This window comes from Emticicia sp. 21SJ11W-3 (assembly GCF_024138715.1).
In the GTDB taxonomy this organism is placed as follows: Bacteria; Bacteroidota; Bacteroidia; order Cytophagales; family Spirosomataceae; genus Emticicia; species Emticicia fluvialis.
Genome location: NZ_CP092074.1, coordinates 4817750 through 4832600, shown reverse-complemented (window position 1 = coordinate 4832600; position 14851 = coordinate 4817750). Strand labels below are relative to the sequence as shown.

The following is a 14851-nucleotide window of genomic DNA, read 5'->3' as shown; positions in this document are numbered from 1 at the left end:
TCATTTGGTGTCATTTATTGGTCTGATATACATTTGTGTCATCAAAAACACGAACTTAAATCAATCAATCCGATGAAGAATCTAATCAGAACCATTGCTTTTTCAACCATTCTTGGTCTTGTTTCTACTATTTCTTTTGCACAAAACAAATATAGTGTTACCGTAGTAGTAAACGGCATTCAGTTGCGCCAGGGCAAAGTTTATGCTTCTATCACCAATGATGCTGGTAGTTTCCCGAGAGGGGGTATCAAATCTGCCATTGCAGAAGTAACCCCTGCCGGTGAGGTATCTTTAAAGTTTGAGAATATACTGGAAGGTAAATATGCCATTGTGTTGTATCAGGACCTGAACGATAATAAACAACTGGACATGAACGGAGAAATGCCGGCAGAGCCTTTTGGGTTCTCGAACGTAACTATGCTGATGGGGCCTCCGAACTTTGACCAATGCGCCTTTGATGTAAATGAAAACAAAATAATTGCTATTGGTCTGATGGCATTCTGATAAGCCTTTTTTTATTATTCTTTCAATTTAGAAAAATACAAAACTATGGAAAAGCTAATTTTCAATTTCTTTTTGGTAATACACGTTATCTGCGGATTCCTTTCTTTATCTACCGGCTTGGTAGCTATGATAGCCGAAAAGGGCAAAAAGGCACATAACATAAGTGGTAAGATATTCTATTGGGCTATGCTGGGGGTGTTTGTAACTACTATTGTTTTCTTTGTTATTTACCCCGCACAATTGAAGTATCAGTTCTTTCTTACAATAGGCATCATTAGTTTTTACCCTAATTTTTCGGGCAAAAGGTTATTGAGTATGAAAAAGGCTATTGTTCCGCAATTAATTGACTGGGTTGCTGCCTGGGCCGTGGGTTTGTGCGGTGTGGTAATGTTGGGCTATTCTGTTTATGGATTTCTGCATCCGGAGGGATTCAATGGACTGGCCATTCTTTTTGCCATCTTCGGTATAGTTTGCCTTTTTAATGCCTATGGAGATTTGAAAATTTACCTCGGGTATCAGAAACCCGAGAAAATGCACTGGTTTTTAGGGCATGGAGGCAAAATGATGGGGGCTTACTCGGCTGCGCTAACGGCCTTTTGCGTAAACATTGTACCCAGATATTTGCCTGCCGGCACACCCGCCTTTGTATTTATACTGACCTGGGTTTTACCCGGAGTTGCAATAGGGGTAGTTGCTGCCAGAATACTGAAAAAGTACAGATTGAAGTTTAATGTAAAAGCCGTAAAACCGGTTTTACAGGAAGCCTGATTAGTAAATATTGAAACTGTCGGCATCCAGATGCGCAGGGAAGTTTCGGCGGAATTGGTCTAAAGCTGTTTTATTGAGCGTATGTGTATGTAGTATTTCGTGGTCAACTTCGCGGAATAACACATTTCCCGCGAAATCAATAACAGCCGAATGCCCTGCATGTGGAACATCGTTTCCATCAAGGCCAACACGGTTTACTGCTACCATATAGCTCTGGTTCTCTATGGCACGTGCTACCAGCAGGGAGTCCCACGGATACATGCGGACCTGAGGCCAGTTGGCTACATAAATGAGAACATCATACGCAAGGTTGGTGTTGCGGCTCCAGACCGGGAAACGGAGGTCGTAGCAAATAAGCGGGCAGATTTTCCAGCCTTTCAGTTCTTTGATAAGCCTTTGAGAGCCACCACTATACACCTCATGCTCGTTGCCCATCCTGAAAAGGTGGCGTTTATCGTAGGTGTCAACCTGGCCATCAGGGCTTACCCAAAGCAGGCGGTTGTAAAATTTATTGTGTTCTTTTATAACCACACTACCCGTTATTACGGCCCCGGTCTGGGCAGCCATCTGTTGCATCCAGCGGGTAGTGTGCAGGTTCATGGGCTCAGCAACCTTGGCCGGAGCCATAGTAAACCCAGTGGTAAACATTTCAGGTAGTATAATTATATCAGTAGGCGCTGTTATACCAAATATCTTCTCTTCCAGCATGGCACGGTTGGCTGTGGCATCTTCCCAGTACAAATGGGTTTGCACAAGCGTAACGCTTAAATCCTGTTGGGCGGTGGTAGTTTCAGCCATCTGATTGATTACTTAGGGAATTTCATGCGATAATCTACATCCACATCACCTTTAGTAATATTGGCCAGTTTTTTCTTCAGCATTTGTTTTTTCAGAGGCGTAATCAGGTCTGTAAACAGAATACCTTCAATGTGGTCATATTCATGCTGGATAATCCTGGCAGCCATGCTTTCAAAGGTTTCGGTATGTTCTACCCAGTCGGTATCAAAATACCTGATGGTTACAAACTCAGGGCGGTAAACATCCGCACGGATACCCGGTATGCTCAGGCATCCTTCTTCATAGGCCCATTCATCGCCGTCTTCTTCAATGATTTCGGCATTGATAAACACTTTTTTAAAATTTATGAGCGACTCATCAATATCTTCGTCAGTTTCGGCTCCTTCGTTAATCGGGGTGCCATCTACTACAAAAATGCGTAGGTCAAGCCCGATTTGCGGTGCAGCCAACCCAACGCCCGATGCCTTATACATGGTCTCAAACATGTCTTCGGCCAGTTTTTTCACATCAATTTCACCCGGCACAATATCACGTGCTTCTTTTCTCAGAACCGGGTCGCCATAGGCTAATATTGGATAAATCATTGTATTCTTAAAAATGCTAAGTGACTAATTTCTTACGGAGAATAATTCTATAATCTTCAATTTCTGCTTTTGGTTCAACCATTTCAATGCAGTATCCGTTTTTCAGTGCAAATGTCAGCATGGGTCTGAACCGGTTGCGGGTTTTCAGCACAATAGCATTAAATCCCTGCTCTTTGGCCCATGCTTCCTGTTGGTCGGCCAGTTTCTGCGCAATCTGTAGCTTTCTGTAAGCTGGTAAAACACCTCCCAGCCATGTGTAAAAACTGCCGTCGTTATCGCGTTGATACCCTACTTTAAACCCTACAGGTGTTTGGTTGGCAAGCGCAACTAAAATCAGGAATCTGGTGTTAAATAAGCGTTCTTCGTAGGTTTTTTCTTCATAGTTTCCCTGCATAAATTCAGGGATTTGCTTAGAAATTGCTATGCATTCGGCAATGGTTCCTACCCGAATCGTTACATTTGCACCTGTATTCATATCACAAAGTTACAAAACTGATGAATAATATTATTAATAAAAAAGTAAGGTTTGTTAATTTAGGTCTCATTGACTACCAGAATGGCTGGGATTTTCAGGAAAAACTCTTTGCCGAAATCATAGACCTGAAAGTAAAAAACAGAAGTCTTAGCCCTGAGCAACAATTACTTACACACAATTATCTGCTTTTTTGCCAGCATCCGCACGTATACACGCTGGGCAAAAGCGGAAAAATGGAAAACCTGCTGCTGGACGAGCAGGGACTTGCAGCGAAAGAAGCCCGATTCTATAAAATCAATCGTGGCGGCGACATCACGTATCACGGGCCGGGCCAGCTGGTGGGGTATCCGATACTTGACCTTGAAAACTTCTTTACCGATATACACAAATATATGCGTTTACTGGAAGAAGGAATTATACGTACACTGGCTGATTTTGGTATTGATGCCGGAAGAATTGACGGCCTGACAGGCGTATGGATTGATTATAAAGAACAGAAGAATCCACGTAAGATATGTGCAATGGGCGTGAAGTCGAGCCGATGGGTAACCATGCACGGCTTTGCATTGAATGTAAACACCGATCTGGATTATTTCAGTAATATAGTACCCTGCGGTATTGACGACAAGGCCGTAACCTCATTGGCTCTGGAACTGGGCCGCCTGGTAGAAATAGACGAAGTGGCCGAAAAACTAAAGCGCCATCTGGCTGATTTGTTTGAAATGGAATGGGAGGTATCTGACGGGGATAAATCTGCCCTGATTAGCGTATAATTGTAATATTTCCTTGCTACAAATTATCTTGATTAAGATTTATTTTTAATTTTGAGGGAAATATGAAAACACCTGTTGAAAATTATAAACTAGGATACTTAAACCGAATAAAATAACAAAACTATAATAAATGGCAACTGAATATTTGGGAATTGATATAGGCGGCACAAATGTCAAAATGGGCATTGTTGAATCAGAAACAGGTAAACTTTCTAATTTTTATAGTCATGATACTGCAAGCTGGCGTAAATCAGGACATTTTATAGAACGCTTGGGCGATGCTATTGCTATTCAGTTAACAGAAAATAAAACCGTGCAGAAAATTGGGATCGGTGTTCCGGGTCTGATAACCAGAGACCGTTCTACATTAATTGAAATTACTGCCATTCCTGAAATAAACGGTATAACGATTATTCCGGATTTGAAAGAGCGTTTCCCGAATCATGATTTCTTCCTTGAGAATGATGCAAACGCTGCGGCTTTGGGCGAATACTACTTTGGCGAAGGCGATATCCCGGAAGATTATATCATGGTTACGCTGGGTACAGGTATCGGCGGAGCAGCGATTATAGACAAGCAGGTATTTAAAGGCGGTGGCGGTAATGCAATGGAGCCTGGTCATATTCCGTCAAAACACGGCAAAGTATTAGAACGTAATATAGGTAAAAATGAGTTGCTTGACCTGGCCAACGCCATGCGAAAAAACTATAACGGTAAAACCCAATTGCCTGCAGACGGTACAATCTCAACCACCGGTTTGGTAGCGGCAGCAGCAGAGGGCGATGAGCTGGCACAAAAGATATTCGACGAAGTAGGAGAAATGCTTGGCAGTGGTCTGGTGTCTATGATTAGAATCCTTGACATTACTACTATTCTGATTGGTGGTGGCTTATCTGCTTCATTTGACTATATCATGCCGTCAATCAATAAACAGCTGGAATACTGGCTTACACCTTATTACCTGAAGACTTTAAGTATCAGAAAAGCAACATTGGGCAATGATGCCGGCCTCCTGGGTGCAGCAAGCTTGTGTTTCTGATTTTTGGATAGAGATTTTGCAGGAAGTATTCTAAGGGGTACTTCCTTTTTTTATGATTTTTAACCACCTTACTCAGCCAATGGAACTATCTCATGCCATATCAGACGCTGTGCTGACACTAACGGGCATTTTTGTGTTTTTCCGCTATCTGCTCAGGCTTCCTTTGCCTGTTTGCTTAAGCTGGGGTGCCTTTGTTTTGTCTGTTACTTTAGCTGCTTTGTTTGGTACACTTCGTTTTTTGGGGGTGATGCCTTCTGCGTTTAAAATATCTGAACTTTTTCAGCATACGGCAGGTACCATCGGGGCATTTGGTTTGGTGTTTGCCAGTGTGTTTCTGGCGCTCAGAAAACCAATGCCGGCTTTACCGGTATATGAGGTTCTGGCTTTAGGTTTGGTAACTTTTAGCGTAGTAAGACTAACCGAAAATTATGCGCTGCTCAATACAATTCTGACGGTTTCAATACCTGTTGTATTTTTAGCCGGGCTATGGGGGTTGTTTAGAGTGGCAAAGCAGGCATCTGTATGGCTGCTTTTAGCTGTGGTAGCGCTTATTGCCGGTACTTTCAATAAGAACTTTATGGCAAACAGTTTTATAGACAGTACCAATCTTTACCATTACCTGCTGGCTATAAGCCTGCTTTGTTTTGGCAGGGCGGCACAGCAGCAGGCTTACTGATTATTGCTCAATTACTTTAGGTACCAGAAAGTATTCGCCGTCTTGCTTAGGTGCATTTTTAAGACCTTTTTCGCGCGAAAGCTGGTTGTTAGCCACGTCTTCTCTGAACACATTCACTTCTTCGCTCATGTGGGTTAATGGTGCAACTTCGGTTGTGTCCAGCTCTTTCAACTGATCCATCCAGTCAAGAATTTTAGATAAATCCTCTACCATTTTTACCTCTTCCTGTTCGGTTAGTTCCAAACGCGCCAGATGGGCTATTTTCTTTACAGTTTGTTGTTCTATTTTCATACTGTTTTTTCTGCAATATTTAAACCGTAATAATGTAGCTGAAAAACTCTTATTTACGGGCGGTGCAAATGTAAGACTAATACTTAAAAATGATGAGCTTTAGGCTTTATATTTATCTAATGTGCCCTGAATAACGCCGTAAACTTGTGTTTTCAGGTCGTACAGGTCTTTTTTTGTTAAACCTGTTGTGTCTATCGGGGCATGGAAAACCACCCGTATCTGGTGAGGCCACATCAGTATTTCAGGCATTACCTTATAGTTATCTACCAGCGAAACAGGAACCAGAGGAACCTGGTTTTCAATGGCCATTGAGAAGGCCCCGTCTTTAAATGGTTGAACCATCTGCGGAAAACTGGTAGAATGAATGCCCCCCTCCGGGAAAATCATAATACTTCTACCAGATTTCAGCGCTTTTATAGAACGGGTTAAGGCTTTGGTACGGCTACCTTTACTACTTCTGTCTACCTGAATATGCAGCTGCGTAAACATATAACCAAACAAGGGTATGTTTTTTACGGAGCTTTTGCCTACAAATGCAAAGTAATTTTTGAGTACGGTGCCCATCAGGGCAATGTCAAGATAACTGAAGTGGTTGGCACAAAAAACGTAGGTCTTTTTAGGGTCTATTTCGGCTTCATAAATAATCTTTACAGGCATGCCCGCCAGAAAGAAAAAGATATGCCCCCAGATACGGTTGCAATGATGGGCCACAACTTTCCAGTTTTCTTTTTGAAGGCTAATGTAAACAACCGGATATAACAGCAGAAAGATTAATACAAACCAAAAAAGGCACCAGCCTGTGTATAATTGAGATAATAGTTTTTTAAGACGGTGCATGGGTAATATTCAGGGGAATGATTCTACAAATATATGCTTAATCTATTCCCCTGAAAAAAAATCAGTTTATTTTATGTCCTTGTGTAGGTTAACAGGCTTACTGTTTTTACGCATTTTGATGTTCAGAATTTCTACAAAAAATGAGAAAGCCATTGAAAAATAAATATAGCCTTTTGGTACGTGTACTTTAAAGGCCTCGGCCACCAGCAGTGTACCAATCATTACCAGAAACGCCAGTGCCAGCATCTTCACTGTCGGGTGTTTTTCAACAAATTCTCCTACGCTTCCGGCAAACAGAAGCATGGCAACGGTTGATAACACCACCGAAACGGCCATAACTATTATGTTGTTGGTCATACCAATGGCAGTAATGATGGAGTCAATAGAAAATACCATATTGATAACGGCAATGTCAATAATGGCTCTCGACAGTTTCGAGGCTGTTTTGCTACCCGAAACGTTTTCTTCCTGACCTTCAAGTTTATGGTGTATCTCTGATGTTGACTTATACAACAAAAATAAACCACCGCACAACAAAATAAGGTCTTTGCCACTAAAGCCGATATTCCACGGCAGGCCTATATCCTGCAGGTTAAATAACTCTTTTTCGAGTCTGAGAATCCAGCCTAAAACAAAAAGCAGGGCAATACGAATGGCCATTGCCATAATAAGCCCGATACGCCTGGCTTTCTTTTGTTCGCCCTTGGGTAATTTGGATGAAATAATAGATACAAAAATGATATTATCTACCCCTAATACTATTTCTAAAAGGGTAAGGGTAACAATGCTTGTCAACGCTGCGGTTGTTAGAATCTGTTCCATTAACGGTTTATATTGGTTTAATTGTGGGCGAAATTATTGGTTTTTATACTTTATGACAAGCCTGAACTTGATAAATGGATAATATAATACTAATTAAATGTCTAAAAACCTGATGAGTACAAAGGTCGCCGCAAAAAAGTATTAGAATTAAATTGAATATTAGTTGATATAAGAACCTGTAATGTCTATTTTTGTTTAATAATCTATTTTACGTAGACCTTAATGAAAATTGATAAATCTTTACTTACCGAGCCCGCTTTAACTCAACTTCCTGAAAAAGTATTACAATTTGGTACAGGTGTTTTGCTTCGTGGCTTGTGCGATTATTTTATTGATAAAGCTAACAAAGAAGGAATATTTAATGGCCGGATTGTTGTTGTAAAATCAACGGATTCAGGTGGAGCTGACACTTTTGCTGAGCAGGATAACCTGTATACAATTTGTGTAAGAGGTATTGACAAGGGTGCGCCAAAAGAAGAGAACATCATCTCTTCGGCTATCAGCCGTGTGTTATCGGCGCAAAGCCAGTGGTCTGATATTCTGGCAACTGCCAAAGACCCGGCCATTGAAATTGTTATTTCAAACACTACAGAAGTTGGCCTGCAATATGTAGAAGAAAGCATTTTGCAAACACCTCCGGCTTCTTTTCCGGCAAAACTGACTGCCTGGCTGTATGAACGCTTTCAGGCCGGTTTGCCAGGTGCCGTTATAGTGCCAACAGAACTGATAGTTGGTAATGGAGACAAGCTAAAAGAGATTGTTCTGCAACTTTGTGCATTTAATCAGTTACCTGAAGATTTCATCGAATGGCTTAATACCGAAAACAGGTTCTGTAATTCGTTGGTTGACAGAATTGTGCCAGGTAAACCCAAAGGTGAAAAACTGAAAGAGTTGTTTGATAAGCTGGGGTATGAAGATGACCTGCTGACTATTGCAGAGGTTTACCGCCTGTGGGCTATTGAAGGCGATGACAAAGTGAAAGACGTTTTGTCTTTCTATGAAGCAGACCCGGGTGTGAAGATAGAAAAAAACATAGAGCAATACCGCGAATTGAAGCTAAGGATGCTGAATGGTACACATACCCTGATGTGCGGTATGGCGTATTTGTCTGGCTTTGAAACAGTTAAGGAAGCATTGGCTGACGAATTGATGGAGAAGTTTATCACCATTCTGATGACAACCGAGATTGTGCCGGCGATTCCTTACAAAATAGAACCAAAGGTTTGCCAGCGCTATGGCAGAGAGGTGCTCGACCGCTTCCGTAACCCGTATCTGGAACACCAATGGATTAGCATTACGCTTCAATATACCATGAAGATGCGTATGCGTAACATTCCGCTATTGCTTAACTATTATAAAGAGTTTAATACTATTCCTCAATACTTTGCACGTGGTTTTGCTGCTTATTTATTGTTTATGAAAGCAATAAAAGAAGAAAACGGCAAATATTACGGACAAAAAGACGGAGAGTTATATCTGATTCAGTGTGATTCGGCTGCCTATTTTTATAAACTGTGGCAGAAGAACGCAACAGAACAGTTGGTGAATAAGGTGTTATCGAACAAAGCTTTGTGGGGAAGTGATTTAACCAAACTACGTGGATTTGCCGAAAATGTAACCACGCACCTTTCTAATATGCAAATGATTGGTGTGAAAGAGGTGGTATCAGCATTGAACGTATATGCCTGATAGAAAAAAGAACGTAATAACAGATATACAAAAAGGCGGAAGATTCACTTGAGTTTGACACGATTTTGGGATAAGTGGCTGATAATAAGGTACATGAATATCCAATCGGCTCTCTACAAACCGTTATTTGGAGTGCGAGTTCAGATTTTAAACTTTGCTTGCGTTTGTATGGGTAATATTGGTTTTAAGCCCAGTTTTTGGAGGATAGTTTTTTCGTTTTCTGTTGGCATAGACCTTAGATAAGATTTGGCTCCGTTATTTTCTATCAGGCTTACTTGCATTTTGTCAAGGGTATCCCTCAACCCTTTTTCAGTGATTACATTTTTATCGCGGTTAATTTTTTGTAAGACAAAGTTTTGTATGGCGAAGGCTATGTAACACAGGCATATATGTCCTTCGATTCGCTGGTCTGTCCAGTGAAACATGGGCCTGGTTTCCAGATGGGATTTGAAGGTTCTGAAGCTATGTTCTATTTTGAATAGTTGTTTGTATTGGTCCAGAACTTCGGCTACCGGCATGCTTTGATTATTGGTGCTTATAGCTAAAAACCCATCATACTTTTCGGAGACCTTTATTTTTTCTTCATTCAGGCTATATTTCTGGTTTTCATCTGATTTTAAGAAGAATCTGGTGGCTTTATTGTTGATTTTCGAAGGGTTCTTCAAGAGGTGCTGTGCGTGCTGTAGTTTATCTTCCCGGTCTTGCTTGTCTTTGGCCGCTCTTTTTGCCGAGTAGGTAGTAATAAAGGTCTTGCCTTCCTGTTTTAATGTGGTGTAGCGAATCAAAACATCTTGTCCGGTAGCATCTTTGTATATCCACTGCTGATGGTAATTCTTTAAGTCGAGTAGGGTTTGCTGCGTTTTTTGGGGCAGGCTTTTCAAACGTTCTCCAATGATAAATTCGTAGCCTTTGCTATTTGTTATTTCCAGGTTTTTCTTTGAAAGCATCCCCCTATCGGCTACTACAATTACTTTGTCAATCTGGTATCGCTTTTTAAGGTCGCCCAGTGCTTCCCTAAAAGTATCCCCTTCATAGGTGTTGCCTTTGAAAACCCTATAACCGATAGGGTTTTTCAGGTGGTCTATGAGCATACAAAAAAGAACTTGTGTTTTACCTATTTTGCCATCCTTACCAAAACCCATTTGTCTAAGTTGTCCTTCTTTCTCAACTTCGCTGGCAAAGTAGAAGGTCGTTACATCATAAAATACCACATCCAGGCTTTGATTGAAAAGATTCCGACCCGTTTGAAAAATCTGCTGCTGGATTAACTCAGTATACTGAGCCAACTTATCCAGAGCCCGATACAAGTGCTGTAATGACAATTCGGGAAGGTTTATGTACTCATCACGATGCTGAAAGTTGCTGCGTTTGCTGCAAGGGCTTTGCAGTCGTTCCAAAAGCATCAGAAATACACTGTCAAAAAGACTGAACTGAAGCTTGCTCTTTTGCTGAAGACGATCCAAAAGAAGCCTTAACCCATACTGCTCCAGGGCATAACCAAATACTTTTTGATAACCATAATTGTATCGACCTAATTCGATTAGGTCCCCTTCCAAAATAGTCTTCAACTCTCCTCCACCTAATTCGTAAAATCTGATGCCAATGTTACGAAGTTCTTCAGGCTTATAATCTTCAACCTTACCAAGAGAATACAAAACCCTCGAACTAGGCTTCCCTGACCCATTTCGGAAACTCTCCAAAATGCGCAAATAAGTGCCTGATTGCTTTCTCTCTACTTTCAAATATGCCATAATGCAAAATTACAACCATATAGCTTTGAATGTCAATAGACAAAAACACAATCGGCTCTCTACACTTTTTCCGAAAAATAGCCAAAATAGCCCCCAGTTAGCCATCCAAGAGCTTTTTCCAAAAACAACTGTCAAACTTAAGAAAAAAGAACGTAATAACAGATATACAAAAAGGCGGAAGATTCATTCTCCCGCCTTTTTGTATATATAAACATAAGCTTTTTACGATTTCCGGTTAAACCACAAATATACCGGTATGCCTAGCGCAACTATGCCCAGCCCCGGATAAGTAAATTGTGGTTTTTCTTTGATTAGTATCAGAACAATGGCCGAAGCCACAATTACATATAACATTGGAATAACAGGATACCCCGGCGCTTTGATTGGGCGTTCGGCATCGGGCATTTTGCGGCGTAAAATAAAGATGCCGTATATTGTGAAGGCATAAAACAAAATAACCACGCCCATCAGGTAATCAAGTAAGTCGCCATATTTACCTGTCAGGCACAAAAAGCTAGCCCAGAAACATTGCCACCAAAGGGCATTTTTGGGTACGCCTCTGTCAGACAACTTACTGAAATTCTTAAAAAATAGTCCATCTCTGGCCATTGTATAATAAACCCTTGACCCCGATAATATAAGGCCATTGTTACACCCGAAAGTAGAAATCATAATTAACAAGGCCACTACAATAGAAAAGCCCTGGCCACCTATCAGATTGGCCGCGGCTGCAGCCACACGGTCTTCGCTGGCAAACTGAATACCTCTGCTGAGCACATCAGTGCCGTTAGGGTCTCCTTTCAGAGGCAAAATACAAAGATAAGCCACGTTCATTAACAGATACAGAACAGTTACCAGCATGGTGCCAATGGCCAGTCCTCTCGGAATAGTTTTTCTGGGTTCTACCACCTCATCTCCGGCAAATGTTAATCCGTTCCAGGCATCACTTGAAAACAAGGTTCCTACCTGTGTTACGCCCAGAGCCAGAATAATTGTAAATCCGCCTATGGCCGTAGTTACCCACTCGTCACCTGTTTTTGCGGTGCTGGTTGCATCAAATATATGAGAGAAATTCTGCGAAATAATGTCGGCATTGGCTCCGAGAATAAAGCCCAGAATAATGAGCATGGCAATGGCTCCGAGTTTGGTAGTGCTGAATATATTCTGAATAATCTTGCCCTCCTTTACCCCTCTGGTATTGGCATAAGTAAGAATAATGATGCTTACAATAGCCAGTAAACGCTGCGTTGTAAGTTTAAAAGAAGTATCACCTAAAACAAAAATTTCGTGTTTATCGCTGATAAAATCAGGGAAAAGCACACCCGAATACTTGGCAAAAGCAACCGCAACTGCTGCAATGGTACCTGTCTGGATAACGGCAAAGAAAGACCAGCCGTAAAGAAAACCCGTTAGTTTGCCATAGGCTTTCTGAAGAAATACATATTGCCCGCCGGCATGCGGAAACATGGCCGTTAGTTCGCCATAGCATAAGGCGCCTGTCATGGTTAGTACACCTGCCAGTAACCAGGATGCCAAAAGCCAACCCGAAGAACCAACCTGCCGTGCAATATCAGCACTGACAATGAATATTCCGGAGCCAATCATAGACCCCGACACGAGCATCACAGCATCGTAAAGGCGGATTTCTTTCTTAAAATTTGCCAATTTTTTCTTGTTAAGGTTTATTGATAGAATGTCGGTTAATCTATTAAGTCACGCTCTTTCAGGTATCTGAAAATGAGCTGGTCAACAGCAGAACTTCTGAGCCTGTCAGCGTAACCAAGCCAGGCAATTTCATCAATTTCAGCGGCGGGGGTCAGGGTTCCTTTATAATCTGCTTCGTAGCAGGTCATTATAACCAATGTGCCTTCTGCATGGCCGTGTGCCTGTGCCTCAAATTTTCCGAAGAAACGTAAAGAATCCGGCAGCAAATCAACGGTTAGTTCTTCTTGTATTTCTCTCAGCAATGCGGCTTCATCGCTTTCGTCAAGCTCTCTTTTACCGCCCGGAAAATAAAAGACATCTTTCCCTTTGCTTCTGGTGCTTAATATCTTTCTGTTTTCTACGCGTATCCAGGCAAGTTTATCAATCTTTTTCATGATTGCTTGGCCAGCTTACTGTTCTGGTAGCCGTAAGTAAAATAAATAACCAATCCCAATAACATCCAGATAATAAACATGCGCCAGTTAGACCAGCCCAGTTCTGTCATCAGATACAGGTTGGTTAAGATACCCAACACAGGTAATAAAGAGAAATTATGCTTAAAGCTAAACACAGAGAGGGTTAGCCATACCAGCCAGAATACTACCAGCAGGGGTCTCGCTTCCAGATGTTGTACCAGGTTTCCATTTCTATAGGTCATGTATAATGCAACCAGCATCAGCAAGGCAGTAAGGTATTTGGCATTAATATAAGGAATCTTGAATTTGGCATCTTTGCTTAGGCCTTTGGTGTCGAGATACAATACGCCGGCACAAACCAGAATAAAGGCAAAGAAAGTACCCACACTGGTAAGGTCTACAAAGAAACTCATTTTGAAGAAAAGCGAAGGCACCGCTACCAAAAAGCCTGTAACTATGGTAGCAAAACCAGGTGTTTTGAACTTAGGGTGAATTTCGCCGAATTTTTTACCTATCAGCCCATCGCGGCTCATAGCCATCCAGATGCGTGGTTGGCCAATCTGATAGGCCAGCAAGGCACTGGTAATAGCCACCACGGCGCTTACTGAAATAACCCCGGCTACAAAATCAAATCCTACTTTTGAGAAAACATAGGCAAGGGGGTCGGCCACGTTTAGTTCCTTATAGTTAACCATACCGGTAAGTACGGTGGTTATCAGCACATATAATACAGTACAGATAAGCAGACAGAGCAACATGGCTCTTGGTAAGTCTTTCTGAGGATTCTTGGCTTCTTCGGCAGTAGTAGAAATAGAGTCGAAACCAATAAATGCAAAGAAAACGGAAGCTACGCCACTTAAAACGCCCTCTATGCCATTGGGGGCAAAAGGCGACCAGTTTTCCGGTTTTATATAAAAGGCGCCTGCCAGAATAACAAGCAGAATAACACCCATTTTTAATGCAACCAGTATATTGCTGGCATTGCGCGTCTCTTTGATACCAATATAACAAAGAGAGGTAATAAGAACTGTAATAAGACCAGCAGGAAGATTAAATATAACCTTGATGAAACCCAGGTCTGGGGCTTCGCTAAAGGCCGTTGCCAGAAGTTGATCGCCACTGGTTATGCCGGCGCCGCCTGCCTTAACGGCCTGGTAGGCTTCTTTGGCAGAGGTATAGTCAATAGCCAGCCACATAGGAAATTTTATGCCGAAACCAGCCAGCATAGATACAAAATAGCTAGACCAAGAGATGGCCACTACCATGTTAGATACGGCGTATTCAAGAATTAGCGCCCAGCCGATAATCCAGGCCAGTACTTCTCCAAACGAAACATAAGCATAAGTGTAGGCACTACCGCTAACGGGTACCATTGAGGCAAATTGTGCATAGCTAAGCGCTGTAAATACACAGGCTATGGCCACAAATACAAAAAGAAGTGATACGGCAGGGCCACCGTTGAAGCTGGCCAGCCCTATTGTACTGAATATACCAGCACCGATAATGGCCGCTATGCCCAGCACTGTAAGGTCTCTTACGCCAAGAATGCGTGCCAGTGATTGGCTTTTGTCGCCCGATTCTGATTCCTGAATTGCTTTACTGACATCTTTCCTGCGAAAAAGCGAATTACTCATGGGTGTTTAGATATTTAGGTTTTTATGAGTTTGTTATGGTATATTTTTCAAAACTATCGAAAAAAAGATAATACTAATCTATTAAAAGCA

16 protein-coding genes are annotated in these 14851 nt (G+C 41.8%); 6 read left to right on the top strand and 10 right to left on the bottom strand.

Features of this window, described 5'->3' with window-relative positions; translation table 11 throughout:
- Window positions 1–72 precede the first annotated feature (72 nt).
- Together MB380_RS20470 and MB380_RS20465 are read left to right on the top strand one after the other, a co-directional pair.
- A complete protein-coding gene (locus MB380_RS20470) occupies window positions 73–504 on the top strand; it encodes a DUF2141 domain-containing protein (RefSeq protein WP_253531094.1) in 432 nt (143 codons plus the stop codon).
- A gap of 45 nt (window positions 505–549) precedes the next feature.
- Window positions 550–1272, top strand: a complete 723-nt coding sequence (locus tag MB380_RS20465) for a hypothetical protein (protein ID WP_253531092.1) — start codon at window positions 550–552, stop codon at window positions 1270–1272.
- On the opposite strand, the gene MB380_RS20460 is transcribed toward MB380_RS20465, so the two are convergent.
- The 3 genes from MB380_RS20460 to MB380_RS20450 are packed head-to-tail and all read right to left on the bottom strand — an operon-like array spanning window position 1273 to window position 3129.
- Entirely contained in the window at window positions 1273–2070 is a 798-nt protein-coding gene (locus MB380_RS20460) for an amidohydrolase (RefSeq protein ID WP_253531090.1), read from the bottom strand.
- An 8-nt stretch (window positions 2071–2078) separates the two neighbouring features.
- Window positions 2079–2654: a peptide deformylase gene (gene def, locus MB380_RS20455; protein WP_253531088.1), complete on the bottom strand. Its 576-nt coding sequence runs from the start codon at window positions 2652–2654 to the stop codon at window positions 2079–2081.
- A gap of 16 nt (window positions 2655–2670) precedes the next feature.
- Window positions 2671–3129, bottom strand: coding sequence for a GNAT family N-acetyltransferase (locus MB380_RS20450; RefSeq protein WP_253531085.1), 459 nt, complete (start codon window positions 3127–3129; stop codon window positions 2671–2673).
- Window positions 3130–3149: 20 nt separating this feature from the next.
- Here MB380_RS20450 and lipB point away from each other — a divergent pair, with 20 nt between their 5' ends.
- The 3 genes from lipB (at window position 3150) to MB380_RS20435 (ending at window position 5617) form a co-directional block, all read left to right on the top strand.
- Entirely contained in the window at window positions 3150–3902 is a 753-nt protein-coding gene (gene lipB / locus MB380_RS20445) for a lipoyl(octanoyl) transferase LipB (RefSeq protein WP_253531082.1), read from the top strand.
- Between the two features lie 130 nt (window positions 3903–4032).
- Window positions 4033–4941 (top strand): ROK family protein, encoded by a 909-nt coding sequence (locus tag MB380_RS20440; protein WP_253531079.1) that lies wholly within the window; start codon window positions 4033–4035, stop codon window positions 4939–4941.
- Between the two features lie 79 nt (window positions 4942–5020).
- Complete coding sequence (locus tag MB380_RS20435; RefSeq protein ID WP_253531076.1) at window positions 5021–5617, top strand: DUF6962 family protein; 597 nt, start codon at window positions 5021–5023, stop codon at window positions 5615–5617.
- On the opposite strand, the gene gatC is transcribed toward MB380_RS20435, so the two are convergent.
- The 3 genes from gatC to MB380_RS20420 form a co-directional block, all read right to left on the bottom strand.
- The gene (gene gatC / locus MB380_RS20430) at window positions 5618–5908 is read right to left on the bottom strand and encodes an Asp-tRNA(Asn)/Glu-tRNA(Gln) amidotransferase subunit GatC (protein ID WP_253531074.1); all 291 of its coding nucleotides are present in this window, start codon (window positions 5906–5908) and stop codon (window positions 5618–5620) included. It lies immediately after the preceding gene.
- Between the two features lie 99 nt (window positions 5909–6007).
- Window positions 6008–6745 carry a 1-acyl-sn-glycerol-3-phosphate acyltransferase gene (locus tag MB380_RS20425; protein WP_253531072.1) on the bottom strand — a complete coding sequence of 246 codons (738 nt, stop codon included), beginning with the start codon at window positions 6743–6745 and terminating at the stop codon, window positions 6008–6010.
- A gap of 66 nt (window positions 6746–6811) precedes the next feature.
- Complete coding sequence (locus MB380_RS20420) at window positions 6812–7567, bottom strand: TerC family protein (RefSeq protein WP_253531070.1); 756 nt, start codon at window positions 7565–7567, stop codon at window positions 6812–6814.
- 222 nt (window positions 7568–7789) lie between these two features.
- Between MB380_RS20420 and MB380_RS20415 the strand changes: the two genes are divergently transcribed.
- The gene (locus MB380_RS20415) at window positions 7790–9256 is read left to right on the top strand and encodes a tagaturonate reductase (RefSeq protein WP_253531068.1); all 1467 of its coding nucleotides are present in this window, start codon (window positions 7790–7792) and stop codon (window positions 9254–9256) included.
- 140 nt (window positions 9257–9396) lie between these two features.
- On the opposite strand, the gene MB380_RS20410 is transcribed toward MB380_RS20415, so the two are convergent.
- The 4 genes from MB380_RS20410 to MB380_RS20395 form a co-directional block, all read right to left on the bottom strand.
- Window positions 9397–11007 carry an IS1634 family transposase gene (locus MB380_RS20410; RefSeq protein WP_253523758.1) on the bottom strand — a complete coding sequence of 537 codons (1611 nt, stop codon included), beginning with the start codon at window positions 11005–11007 and terminating at the stop codon, window positions 9397–9399.
- A 222-nt stretch (window positions 11008–11229) separates the two neighbouring features.
- The gene (locus tag MB380_RS20405) at window positions 11230–12672 is read right to left on the bottom strand and encodes an APC family permease (RefSeq protein ID WP_253531066.1); all 1443 of its coding nucleotides are present in this window, start codon (window positions 12670–12672) and stop codon (window positions 11230–11232) included.
- A gap of 35 nt (window positions 12673–12707) precedes the next feature.
- Complete coding sequence (locus MB380_RS20400; protein WP_253531064.1) at window positions 12708–13106, bottom strand: NUDIX domain-containing protein; 399 nt, start codon at window positions 13104–13106, stop codon at window positions 12708–12710.
- Entirely contained in the window at window positions 13103–14761 is a 1659-nt protein-coding gene (locus tag MB380_RS20395; RefSeq protein ID WP_253531061.1) for an amino acid permease, read from the bottom strand. Before MB380_RS20395 ends, MB380_RS20400 begins: the two co-directional genes overlap by 4 nt.
- Window positions 14762–14851 lie beyond the last annotated feature (90 nt).

Coding starts and splice junctions, on each gene's coding strand:
- MB380_RS20440 (WP_253531079.1), top strand. CDS start 4,033: ATGGCAACTGAATATTTGGGAATTGATATAGGCGGCACAAATGTCAAA.
- def (WP_253531088.1), bottom strand. CDS start 2,654: ATGATTTATCCAATATTAGCCTATGGCGACCCGGTTCTGAGAAAAGAA.
- MB380_RS20465 (WP_253531092.1), top strand. CDS start 550: ATGGAAAAGCTAATTTTCAATTTCTTTTTGGTAATACACGTTATCTGC.
- MB380_RS20400 (WP_253531064.1), bottom strand. CDS start 13,106: ATGAAAAAGATTGATAAACTTGCCTGGATACGCGTAGAAAACAGAAAG.
- MB380_RS20420 (WP_253531070.1), bottom strand. CDS start 7,567: ATGGAACAGATTCTAACAACCGCAGCGTTGACAAGCATTGTTACCCTT.
- lipB (WP_253531082.1), top strand. CDS start 3,150: ATGAATAATATTATTAATAAAAAAGTAAGGTTTGTTAATTTAGGTCTC.
- MB380_RS20450 (WP_253531085.1), bottom strand. CDS start 3,129: ATGAATACAGGTGCAAATGTAACGATTCGGGTAGGAACCATTGCCGAA.
- gatC (WP_253531074.1), bottom strand. CDS start 5,908: ATGAAAATAGAACAACAAACTGTAAAGAAAATAGCCCATCTGGCGCGT.
- MB380_RS20435 (WP_253531076.1), top strand. CDS start 5,021: ATGGAACTATCTCATGCCATATCAGACGCTGTGCTGACACTAACGGGC.
- MB380_RS20460 (WP_253531090.1), bottom strand. CDS start 2,070: ATGGCTGAAACTACCACCGCCCAACAGGATTTAAGCGTTACGCTTGTG.
- MB380_RS20425 (WP_253531072.1), bottom strand. CDS start 6,745: ATGCACCGTCTTAAAAAACTATTATCTCAATTATACACAGGCTGGTGC.
- MB380_RS20415 (WP_253531068.1), top strand. CDS start 7,790: ATGAAAATTGATAAATCTTTACTTACCGAGCCCGCTTTAACTCAACTT.
- MB380_RS20410 (WP_253523758.1), bottom strand. CDS start 11,007: ATGGCATATTTGAAAGTAGAGAGAAAGCAATCAGGCACTTATTTGCGC.
- MB380_RS20470 (WP_253531094.1), top strand. CDS start 73: ATGAAGAATCTAATCAGAACCATTGCTTTTTCAACCATTCTTGGTCTT.
- MB380_RS20395 (WP_253531061.1), bottom strand. CDS start 14,761: ATGAGTAATTCGCTTTTTCGCAGGAAAGATGTCAGTAAAGCAATTCAG.